We start from the raw sequence: 9,735 nt of genomic DNA on the forward strand, positions 1-9,735 counted from the left end.
CCAAATTACTTGATAGTTTCGCTGTTAGACTTGAAGAAACGGACTTTTTTGCCGTCTTCGAATCTAAAGCCTACACGGTCAGCCTTACCAGTTGCCGCGTTGAACAGTGCAACGTTAGAAACCTGAATAGCAGCTTCTTTTTCAACGATGCCACCTGGCTGGTTCAGAGCCGGAACCGGCTTCTGATGTTTCTTCACCAGGTTGATACCTTCAACGATGACCTTACCAGAAGACAGGACATTCTTAACTTTACCGCGCTTACCTTTATCTTTACCGGTTAACACGATAACTTCGTCGTTACGACGGATTTTAGCTGCCATTGTTCGCTCCTTAGAGTACTTCTGGTGCCAGAGAGATAATTTTCATGAACTTTTCAGTACGAAGTTCACGAGTTACCGGCCCAAAAATACGCGTACCGATAGGCTGCTCACTGTTATTGTTCAGAATAACGCATGCATTACCATCGAAGCGAATGACAGAACCGTCCGGGCGACGAACACCCTTCCTGGTGCGCACCACTACCGCCTTCAGGACATCACCTTTTTTGACTTTACCACGAGGAATTGCTTCCTTGATGGTAACTTTGATGATGTCACCGACGCCTGCGTAGCGACGGTGCGAGCCACCCAGAACCTTGATACACATTACGCGACGTGCACCGGAGTTGTCGGCGACGTTCAGCATAGTCTGTTCTTGGATCATTTTAGTGCTCCGCTAATGTCAACTACTACTTCGGGACCTAAACCTCAGGTCGTTAGAAAGCCCCATAATTGAGGGCGCGGCATTGTAACACCGGTTCTCACAGATGGGTAGAAAAAATAAACGGCTCTCAATCGAGCCGCTGATTTTCCCTGATGACAGGGAGGGCGTATTCTAGGGAATAGTGCGAACAGTAGCAAATGTAATCTGCCTTATTTTTCGTCGCTTCCCAAATAAAGTGCCCTTCTGGCTCAACCAGCCAGTTTTCTTGCCAGTTGGTTATGCTGCCGCACCACGGCGGGCAGTTCAATTCCGGCCAGTTGTCCGTTACGCACCCTGACTTTCCCGTTGATGATGCTGTAAGCGACCTGTCCCGGATTACAGAACACCAGCGCCGCGACAGGATCGTGCCCTGCCCCGGCAAGACCCGGGCTATTCAGGTCAAAGATGGCCAGATCAGCCATCATGCCCGGCGCAATAACACCCACATCATCACGGTTAAGCACTTTTGCACCGCCCAGCGTCGCCAGCTCCAGTGCCTGACGTGCCGTCATCGCATCCGGACCGAAACCCACACGTTGCAGCAGCATCGCCTGACGTACCTCTGCCATCATGTCCGAGCTGTCATTGGAGGCTGAACCATCCACGCCGATCCCGACATGCACACCGGCATCACACATGTGCCGTATCGGTGCTATGCCTGAGCCGAGACGCATGTTTGAACAGGGACAATGGGCGACACCAGTACCGGTGCGGGCAAAGAGCTCCATACCGTGCTTATCCAGTTTGACGCAGTGCGCATGCCAGACATCAGGCCCGACCCAGCCGAGATCTTCAACATACTGTGCGGGGGTCATATTGAATTTTTCGCGGCTGTAACGGATATCGTTATCGTTCTCCGCCAGATGAGTGTGCATGGAGACTTTGAAGCTGCGTGCCAGCACAGCGGACTGTTTCATCAGCTCACGGCTCACCGAGAACGGCGAACATGGCGCAACCACAATACGTAGCATCGAACCGTGACGGTCATCGTGATAGCGTTCAATAACACGCTGTGTATCTTTCAGGATTGCGGCTTCATTCTCAACCAGCGAATCAGGCGGCAGGCCACCCAAAGATTTACCCACACTCATGCTGCCCCGGCTGGCATGAAAACGCATGCCCATCAAAACTGCAGCCTCAATGCTGTCATCAAGCTTGCAGTCGTTAGGATAGACATAAAGATGGTCGCTGGTCGTGGTGCAGCCGGAGAGCATTAACCCGGCCATCGAAATCTGCGTTGAGATATTAATCATCTCAGGTGTCAGATTTTGCCACAGGGGGTAGAGGTGGGTCAGCCAGTTAAACAGTTCGCCGTTTTGTACTGCAGGAATCGCGCGAGTCAGGCTCTGATACATGTGGTGGTGGGTATTAATCAGGCCGGGTATGACAATGTGTCCTTGCAGATCGATAATCTCATCCGCGCTATCAGGTATCGATCCTGCTTCCCCGACCTCAACGATCTGGTTTCCTCTAATCAGAATAGTGGCGTTACGTAGCTCCCGACGATCGGCATCCATGCAGACCACGCATTCAGCATTCTTCAGTAATAACGTTCGTTCCATGCTATTGCCTGTGGGTTGTGGGTATGTGCTAACCCATAATAGCGGCAGGTTTTTGGCAGAGCGAATAGCAGCTAACAATGCCAATTGTGGCAGTGACCTGCGCAAGCAGTCATAACGCTTTATTTGCAGGCACATTTCCGCGTGCGGGGATGATAACGCCGGTCTGAACAGACTGGCGATTTAAGGCCATATCGCCCTGAAAAATTACAGACTGATCCTCACAATCCACCCGACTGGTGAGCACCATCAACCTGCATTGCCACAGGCACAACTGGATCACGTCAGAATAAATGCAAAAAAAACCCCCTGCCGGAGCAGAGGGTTTTCTCAGAAAAAACAATTCTTATTACAGAACCGCTTTCTCGATTACGCGAACCAGGGTCCAGGATTTAGTCTTGGACAGTGGACGGCATTCGCGGATTTCTACCACGTCACCAATTCCACATTCATTGTTCTCGTCATGGATGTGCAGCTTGGTCGTACGTTTGATGAATTTGCCGTAGATCGGGTGTTTCACGAAACGTTCGATAGCAACAACTGCAGATTTCTGCATTTTGTCACTTACTACACGACCCTGCAGAGTACGGATTTTATCGGTCATTACGAACCCGCCTTCTCAGTCAGTAAAGTCTTAACGCGTGCAACATCACGGCGAACCTGTTTCAGCAGATGAGTCTGCTGCAGTTGACCAGATGCTGCCTGCATGCGCAGGTTAAATTGCTCACGCAGCAGATTAAGCAGCTCAGTGTTCAGCTCTTCAACGCTTTTTTCACGCAGCTCAGTTGCTTTCATTACATCACCGTCTTAGTTACAAAGGTGGTTTTGATAGGCAGTTTTGCTGCTGCCAGCTTGAATGCTTCACGGGCCAGCTCTTCTGGTACGCCGTCCATTTCATACAGGACTTTACCAGGCTGGATCAGGGCAACCCAATACTCTACGTTACCCTTACCTTTACCCATACGCACTTCCAGCGGCTTCTCGGTGATCGGTTTGTCCGGGAATACTCGGATCCAGATCTTACCTTGACGCTTAACTGCACGGGTCATAGCACGACGTGCTGCTTCGATCTGACGAGCAGTCAGACGACCACGGCCAACAGCTTTCAGACCGAAAGTACCGAAGCTGACATCCGTACCCGCAGCCAGACCGCGGTTACGGCCTTTGTGCACCTTACGGAATTTCGTACGCTTTGGTTGTAACATCAGCGACTCTCCTTACTTACGGCCTTTACGCTGCTGCTTTTTAGGTTGAGCAGCCGGTTCCGGTTGTTCAACAGCAGCCATACCACCCAGGATCTCACCTTTGAAGATCCATACCTTAACGCCGATTACACCATAAGTGGTGTGCGCTTCAGAGGTGTTGTAGTCAATGTCAGCACGCAGTGTGTGCAATGGCACGCGACCTTCACGATACCATTCGGTACGTGCGATCTCAGCGCCACCCAGACGGCCGCTAACTTCAACTTTAATACCCTTCGCGCCAAGACGCATGGCGTTCTGAACTGCACGCTTCATAGCACGACGGAACATCACACGACGCTCCAGCTGTGAAGTGATGCTGTCAGCTACCAGTTTCGCGTCCAGTTCCGGCTTGCGGACTTCGGCGATATTGATCTGTGCAGGAACGCCAGCGATTTTCGCGACGACCGTGCGCAGTTTTTCGACATCTTCGCCTTTCTTACCGATAACGATGCCTGGACGAGCAGTGTGAATAGTCACACGGATGCTCTTCGCTGGACGCTCGATAACGATACGAGAGACAGATGCTTTAGCCAGTTCTTTAGTCAGGAACTGACGTACTTTAAAATCGCTGTCCAGGTTGTCAGCGAATTCGTTGGTGTTCGCAAACCAGGTAGAGTTCCATGGTTTTACAATACCCAGGCGAATACCATTAGGATGTACTTTCTGACCCATTGCTAGTCTCCAGAGTCTCAGCGATCGGACACAACCACAGTAATGTGGCTGGTGCGCTTCAGGATGCGATCTGCACGACCTTTGGCACGCGGCATAATGCGTTTCATGGTCGGACCTTCATCAACGAAAATTTTCGTGATTTTCAGATCGTCGATATCAGCGCCATCGTTGTGTTCGGCGTTAGCAATGGCAGATTCCAGAACTTTTTTGACCAGTACAGCCGCTTTCTTATTGGTGTAGGTCAAAATGTCCAGTGCCTGCGACACTTTCTTACCGCGAATCAGGTCAGCAACAAGGCGAACCTTCTGAGCAGAAGAACGAGCGTGGCGATGTTGAGCTAAAGTTTCCATCTCTTCCTCCTACTTATTTCTTCTTGGCTTTTTTATCAGCCGCGTGACCGCGATAAGTACGTGTCGGCGCGAATTCACCCAGTTTGTGACCAACCATTTCGTCGGAAACAAAGACAGGAACGTGCTGACGACCATTATGGACAGCGATGGTCAAACCGATCATGTTAGGAAAGATCGTTGAACGACGGGACCAAGTGCGCAAAGGCTTCTTGTCACCGCTTTCCACCGCTTTCTCTACCTTCTTCAGCAAGTGCAGGTCAATAAAAGGACCTTTCTTGAGAGAACGTGGCATGGCTTATCCTCTAATATTATTTGCTACGGCGACGTACGATAAATTTATCGGTACGCTTGTTGCTACGGGTCTTCTTACCTTTGGTCTGAACGCCCCACGGACTGACCGGGTGCTTACCAAAGTTACGACCTTCACCACCACCGTGCGGGTGATCAACTGGGTTCATCGCGGTACCACGAACGGTCGGACGAACACCACGCCAACGGGCTGCACCAGCTTTACCCAGAACGCGCAGCATATGCTCAGCGTTGCCGACTTCGCCCAGTGTTGCGCGGCAGTCAGACTCGACTTTACGCATTTCACCTGAACGCAGACGCAGGGTAACGTAAGAACCTTCACGCGCAACGATCTGCACGTAAGCACCGGCTGAGCGAGCAATCTGACCGCCTTTGCCTGGTTTCATTTCTACGTTATGCACGGTTGAACCCACCGGGATGTTACGCATCGGCAGAGTGTTACCTGCTTTGATCGCAGCATCAACGCCAGATTGAATCTGGTCGCCGGCTTTCAGGCCTTTAGGGGCCAGGATGTAACGGCGCTCGCCGTCTTTGTACAGAACCAGTGCGATGTTCGCAGAGCGGTTCGGATCGTACTCAAGACGTTCAACAACTGCCGGGATACCATCTTTGTTGCGTTTGAAGTCAACAATACGGTAAGCCTGCTTGTGACCACCACCGATATGACGGGTAGTGATACGACCATTGTTGTTACGGCCACCGGATTTGCTGTTTTTTTCTACCAGCGGGGCAAATGGTTTGCCCTTGTGCAGCTCCGCGTTTACCACTTTAACTACATGGCGACGACCCGGAGATGTCGGTTTACATTTAACAACTGCCATTGTCTTTCTCCTCCGACTTACTCAGCGCCGCCAGCGAAGTCCAGATTCTGGCCTTCTTTCAGGGTGACGTAAGCTTTTTTCCAGTCGCTACGACGACCGATACGCTGTCCTTGACGCTTAACTTTGCCCTTAACTACCAGGGTGTTTACGTCTTTAACTTCTACTTCGAACAGTTTCTCAACAGCAGCAACGATCTCTGCTTTGGTCGCGTCATTAGCAACTTTGAGAACGATGGTATTGGTTTTTTCCATCGCGCTAGATGCTTTTTCAGATACGTGCGGCGCGCGCAGTACTTTCAGCAGACGTTCTTCACGGATCATGCCAGCATCTCCTCAACTTGCTTAACTGCATCAGCAGTCATAACGACTTTGTCGAAGGCGATCAGGCTAACTGGGTCGATACCAGATGCATCACGCACGTCAACCTTGTACAGGTTACGGGCAGCCAGGAACAGATTCTCATCCAGTTCACCGGTGATGATCAGCACGTCTTCCAGAGCCATGTCTTTCAGTTTCTGTACCAGCAGCTTGGTTTTCGGTGCTTCTACAGCAAATGATTCGACAACGATCAGACGATCTTGACGTACCAGTTCGGACAGGATGCTTTTCAGCGCGCCGCGGTACATCTTTTTGTTAACTTTTTGACTGTGGTCCTGCGGCTTCGCAGCAAAGGTCACGCCACCTGAACGCCAGATTGGGCTCTTTACAGAACCTGAACGCGCACGGCCGGTGCCTTTTTGGCGCCATGGCTTTTTGCCTGAACCGGTTACTTCAGCGCGAGTTTTCTGCGCACGAGTACCCTGGCGGGCGCCTGATGCGTAAGCAACAACAACCTGGTGAACCAGCGCTTCGTTGAAATCACGACCGAAGGTAGTTTCGGAAACAGTCAGCGCGCTCTGCGCGTCTTTCAATACTAATTCCATTGCTATCCCCTTACGCCTTCACAGCTGGTTTAACGATCAGGTCGCTTCCGGTAGCACCGGGAACTGCACCTTTAACCAGCAGCAGGTTGCGCTCAGCGTCAACACGTACTACGTCCAGACTCTGAACGGTTACGCGCTCATTACCCAGCTGACCTGCCATTTTCTTGCCTTTGAACACTTTGCCCGGAGTCTGGTTCTGACCGATAGAACCCGGAACGCGGTGAGACAAGGAGTTACCGTGAGTAGCGTCCTGGGTACGGAAGTTCCAGCGCTTAACGGTACCGGCGAAACCTTTACCTTTAGAGGTACCGGTTACGTCAACTTTCTTAACTTCAGCGAAAATCTCAACGCTGATGCTCTGACCTACAGAGTACTCTTCACCTTCAGCGGTGCGGAATTCCCACAGGCCACGGCCAGCTTCAACGCCAGCTTTAGCAAAATGACCAGCTTCAGGTTTGGTCACACGGTTTGCTTTTTTAGCACCGGTGGTAACCTGAATTGCCTGGTAACCATCGTTTTCCAGGCCTTTGACCTGAGTAACGCGGTTCGCTTCAACTTCGATTACGGTGACGGGGATAGAAACGCCATCTTCAGTGAAGATGCGGGTCATGCCCACTTTTTTACCGACTAAACCAATCATTGTTTCAACCTCTCAATCGCTCGATGACCTGATTAACCCAGGCTGATCTGCACGTCAACACCGGCAGCCAGATCCAGACGCATCAGAGCATCAACCGTTTTTTCAGTTGGCTCAACGATGTCTACCAGACGCTTGTGAGTGCGGATTTCGTACTGATCACGCGCATCTTTGTTAACGTGCGGAGAGATCAGAACAGTAAAACGCTCTTTGCGGGTTGGCAGCGGGATTGGACCACGAACCTGCGCACCAGTGCGCTTGGCGGTCTCAACGATTTCCGCGGTTGATTGATCGATCAGGCGATGATCAAACGCTTTAAGACGGATACGGATTCTTTGGTTCTGCATGAGACCAGAGCTCCAAACTTTTTATAGACGAAAAAAATTACTACTCGAACCCATTACGATTGATGGGAGAGTGTAATCGTTCAGCATATAACTCCTCAATTGGGAGTATTGTCAGGCGGCCTAAGTTTCAGCCGTCTGCGATTCTGCTCGAATCGCGCCTGCAATATCTGCAGGCCCGCGCATTATACGTAAATCTGTTCAGGAAGCAACCCGTGTTGCGGTATTCCCTGTTAATTAATGGTCGGTTCATGCGGCGTGTGTCGCATTGCGCTGCCGCAGAGCGGTTAAATCACAAATTTAATTGTGAGCGCTTTTCCACCGTTATTCATCCGGAGGTGACGCAGAACAAGAAGCCGATGAAAGTGCTCTCAAACTGTCATCCGGAGCAACATCATGTCATTGATCACTCAATTCGCAGTACTGGCGGGCGGAGGCGCACTGGGAAGCTTTCTTTCGCTGGCCTGTCAGCGCTTCTCTCCCGCCCTCTCACCGGCTCAGTGGTTTGCCGCACTCTGTTTTCCCGGTTCACGCGGGGATTGTTGCCAGCAACGCCTGCTATGGCGCGATACGCTGCCACTGATTAGCTGGGTACGGTTAAAAGGCCGATGTCGCTTTTGTCATCATCCGTTCGGCGCAAAAAGCTTCATCATTGAATGGCTGTTCGCATTGCTCTGCCTGCTGGTGCTGCATAGCTTCGACAAACCCGCTGAGGCTTTTTTTGTGATCGCTGCCTCCGGCCTGATGCTACTGATAGCGGTGATTGACCGTCAGCACTTCTGTATACCTGACCCGCTGAACTACCTGCTGCTCTGGCTGGGACTGCTTTACGCCACTCTCAACGGAACCGCATCAACAGCCCTATGGGGGGCACTCTCAGGCTATTGTGCCTTGTGGCTGCTCGCATGGAGCTATCGGCAGGTACGTGGGGTAGACGGGTTAGGCTATGGTGACATGAAGCTTTTCGCGGCGTTGGGTGCATGCTGTGGCTGGCAGGCATTACCCCTTATTGCCCTGGGTGCGACTATGCTGGCACTGGTGGCAATGGTGTTGCTTCAACTGTGGGGGATAATTCAGAGGGACAGCCCGCTGCCGTTCGGCCCTTTCCTTGCCATTGCGGGCTGGGTAACAATCGTGCTGCAGACCCGGTTCACTCTTCTTTGATTTGAGCCTGCAGATAGTTCTGGATACCCATCTTCTGGATCAACTCAAGTTCCGTCTCAATCCAGTCAATGTGATGCTCTTCATCAGCCAGAATTTCAATCATCATGTCACGGCTGACATAGTCATGCACCTTGTCAGCATAGGAGATAGCTTCACGCAGATCTTTAGCGCCTTCCAGCTCCAGATTCAGGTCTGAACGCAGCATCTCTTCAACATCCTCACCGATGCGCAGACGTCCCAGATCCTGAAGATTTGGAATGCCCTCAAGAAAAAGAATGCGTTCAATGTACTTGTCGGCATGTTTCATCTCGTCGATCGATTCGTGGTACTCCACATCGTTGAGGCGCGTCAGACCCCAGTTTTTGAACATGCGTGCATGCAAAAAGTACTGGTTGATGGCAACCAGTTCATTTCCAAGCAGTTTATTGAGATGACTGATAACTTTAATGTCGCCCTTCATTGTTAACCCTCCGCATCTGGTTTATTAGAGCGTAGATGTGGTTAAAAAGAAGTCAAAAAAACGCGACAGATATTGTGGTTATTCACACACCAATCGTCAGTCAGGCTATTTCTTTGTAGAGCGGTGCATGTTGCATCTCTTCATCCATAATTTCACGCGCAGCGCGAACGCATTTTCCGCACTGTTTGCCGACCGGTACAAACTGGCGTAGTTGCTGGATAGATTTAGGTTGATAGCGACGCACGACTTCACGAAGGGTTTTATCACTGATGGCATTACACAGGCAGACGTACATTGATTCATCACTCAGGTACATTTTCTGTACACAGTGTAAATGCGAATCGTTTTTATTACAAACCCACCCTTTGCAGGGTTATGCCCGTTTCTGAGCGAAAAAAAAGAGCACCGAAGTGCTCTTTTCATTGTGTTGCAGTGGCCGTTTACACGACCACAGCAGATATCACAATTAAGCGATAACTTTAGCAACAACACCCGCGCCAACGGTACGGCCG

The 9,735-nt window shown here is 51.0% G+C and carries 17 protein-coding genes; 1 reads left to right on the forward strand and 16 read right to left on the reverse strand.

Annotation, left to right across the window (positions count from 1 at the left end):
• Positions 1–5: 5 nt before the first annotated feature.
• From rplX to rpsJ, 14 genes are all read right to left on the reverse strand, one after another.
• Entirely contained in the window at positions 6–320 is a 315-nt protein-coding gene (rplX, locus tag N5J69_RS21585; RefSeq protein ID WP_003850150.1) for a 50S ribosomal protein L24, read from the reverse strand.
• 10 nt (positions 321–330) lie between these two features.
• Positions 331–702, reverse strand: coding sequence for a 50S ribosomal protein L14 (gene rplN, locus N5J69_RS21590; RefSeq protein WP_006120590.1), 372 nt, complete (start codon positions 700–702; stop codon positions 331–333).
• A 248-nt stretch (positions 703–950) separates the two neighbouring features.
• A complete protein-coding gene (locus N5J69_RS21595; RefSeq protein WP_279772506.1) occupies positions 951–2,303 on the reverse strand; it encodes an 8-oxoguanine deaminase in 1,353 nt (450 codons plus the stop codon).
• Between the two features lie 346 nt (positions 2,304–2,649).
• On the reverse strand, positions 2,650–2,904 hold the full coding sequence (gene rpsQ, locus N5J69_RS21600) for a 30S ribosomal protein S17 (protein ID WP_003850147.1): 255 nt from the start codon (positions 2,902–2,904) through the stop codon (positions 2,650–2,652).
• Positions 2,904–3,095, reverse strand: a complete 192-nt coding sequence (gene rpmC / locus N5J69_RS21605; RefSeq protein WP_003850146.1) for a 50S ribosomal protein L29 — start codon at positions 3,093–3,095, stop codon at positions 2,904–2,906. The genes rpsQ and rpmC overlap by 1 nt, the downstream gene beginning before the upstream one ends.
• Positions 3,095–3,505, reverse strand: a complete 411-nt coding sequence (gene rplP / locus N5J69_RS21610) for a 50S ribosomal protein L16 (protein WP_008927134.1) — start codon at positions 3,503–3,505, stop codon at positions 3,095–3,097. The genes rpmC and rplP overlap by 1 nt, the downstream gene beginning before the upstream one ends.
• A gap of 12 nt (positions 3,506–3,517) precedes the next feature.
• Positions 3,518–4,216: a 30S ribosomal protein S3 gene (gene rpsC, locus N5J69_RS21615; protein ID WP_008927135.1), complete on the reverse strand. Its 699-nt coding sequence runs from the start codon at positions 4,214–4,216 to the stop codon at positions 3,518–3,520.
• Between the two features lie 17 nt (positions 4,217–4,233).
• Positions 4,234–4,566: a 50S ribosomal protein L22 gene (gene rplV / locus N5J69_RS21620; protein ID WP_008927136.1), complete on the reverse strand. Its 333-nt coding sequence runs from the start codon at positions 4,564–4,566 to the stop codon at positions 4,234–4,236.
• A gap of 13 nt (positions 4,567–4,579) precedes the next feature.
• Positions 4,580–4,858: a 30S ribosomal protein S19 gene (gene rpsS, locus N5J69_RS21625; protein ID WP_001138115.1), complete on the reverse strand. Its 279-nt coding sequence runs from the start codon at positions 4,856–4,858 to the stop codon at positions 4,580–4,582.
• 16 nt (positions 4,859–4,874) lie between these two features.
• The gene (gene rplB / locus N5J69_RS21630; RefSeq protein ID WP_009087588.1) at positions 4,875–5,696 is read right to left on the reverse strand and encodes a 50S ribosomal protein L2; all 822 of its coding nucleotides are present in this window, start codon (positions 5,694–5,696) and stop codon (positions 4,875–4,877) included.
• A gap of 17 nt (positions 5,697–5,713) precedes the next feature.
• Positions 5,714–6,016: a 50S ribosomal protein L23 gene (gene rplW, locus N5J69_RS21635; protein ID WP_003850708.1), complete on the reverse strand. Its 303-nt coding sequence runs from the start codon at positions 6,014–6,016 to the stop codon at positions 5,714–5,716.
• Entirely contained in the window at positions 6,013–6,618 is a 606-nt protein-coding gene (gene rplD / locus N5J69_RS21640) for a 50S ribosomal protein L4 (RefSeq protein WP_009087590.1), read from the reverse strand. The genes rplW and rplD overlap by 4 nt, the downstream gene beginning before the upstream one ends.
• A 10-nt stretch (positions 6,619–6,628) precedes the next feature.
• A complete protein-coding gene (gene rplC, locus N5J69_RS21645) occupies positions 6,629–7,258 on the reverse strand; it encodes a 50S ribosomal protein L3 (RefSeq protein WP_003850712.1) in 630 nt (209 codons plus the stop codon).
• Between the two features lie 32 nt (positions 7,259–7,290).
• Positions 7,291–7,602, reverse strand: a complete 312-nt coding sequence (rpsJ, locus tag N5J69_RS21650; RefSeq protein ID WP_001181005.1) for a 30S ribosomal protein S10 — start codon at positions 7,600–7,602, stop codon at positions 7,291–7,293.
• Positions 7,603–7,995: 393 nt separating this feature from the next.
• On the opposite strand from rpsJ, the gene N5J69_RS21655 reads away from it, so the two are divergent.
• The gene (locus N5J69_RS21655; RefSeq protein WP_279772507.1) at positions 7,996–8,763 is read left to right on the forward strand and encodes an A24 family peptidase; all 768 of its coding nucleotides are present in this window, start codon (positions 7,996–7,998) and stop codon (positions 8,761–8,763) included.
• Here the strand turns inward: N5J69_RS21655 and bfr are convergent.
• A complete protein-coding gene (gene bfr, locus N5J69_RS21660; RefSeq protein WP_279772508.1) occupies positions 8,750–9,223 on the reverse strand; it encodes a bacterioferritin in 474 nt (157 codons plus the stop codon). The genes N5J69_RS21655 and bfr overlap by 14 nt on opposite strands.
• Before the next feature lie 100 nt (positions 9,224–9,323).
• The gene (gene bfd / locus N5J69_RS21665; RefSeq protein WP_033784140.1) at positions 9,324–9,518 is read right to left on the reverse strand and encodes a bacterioferritin-associated ferredoxin; all 195 of its coding nucleotides are present in this window, start codon (positions 9,516–9,518) and stop codon (positions 9,324–9,326) included.
• Positions 9,519–9,735 lie beyond the last annotated feature (217 nt).

The organism is Pantoea sp. GD03673, from assembly GCF_029844725.1.
Lineage (GTDB): Bacteria > Pseudomonadota > Gammaproteobacteria > Enterobacterales > Enterobacteriaceae > Pantoea.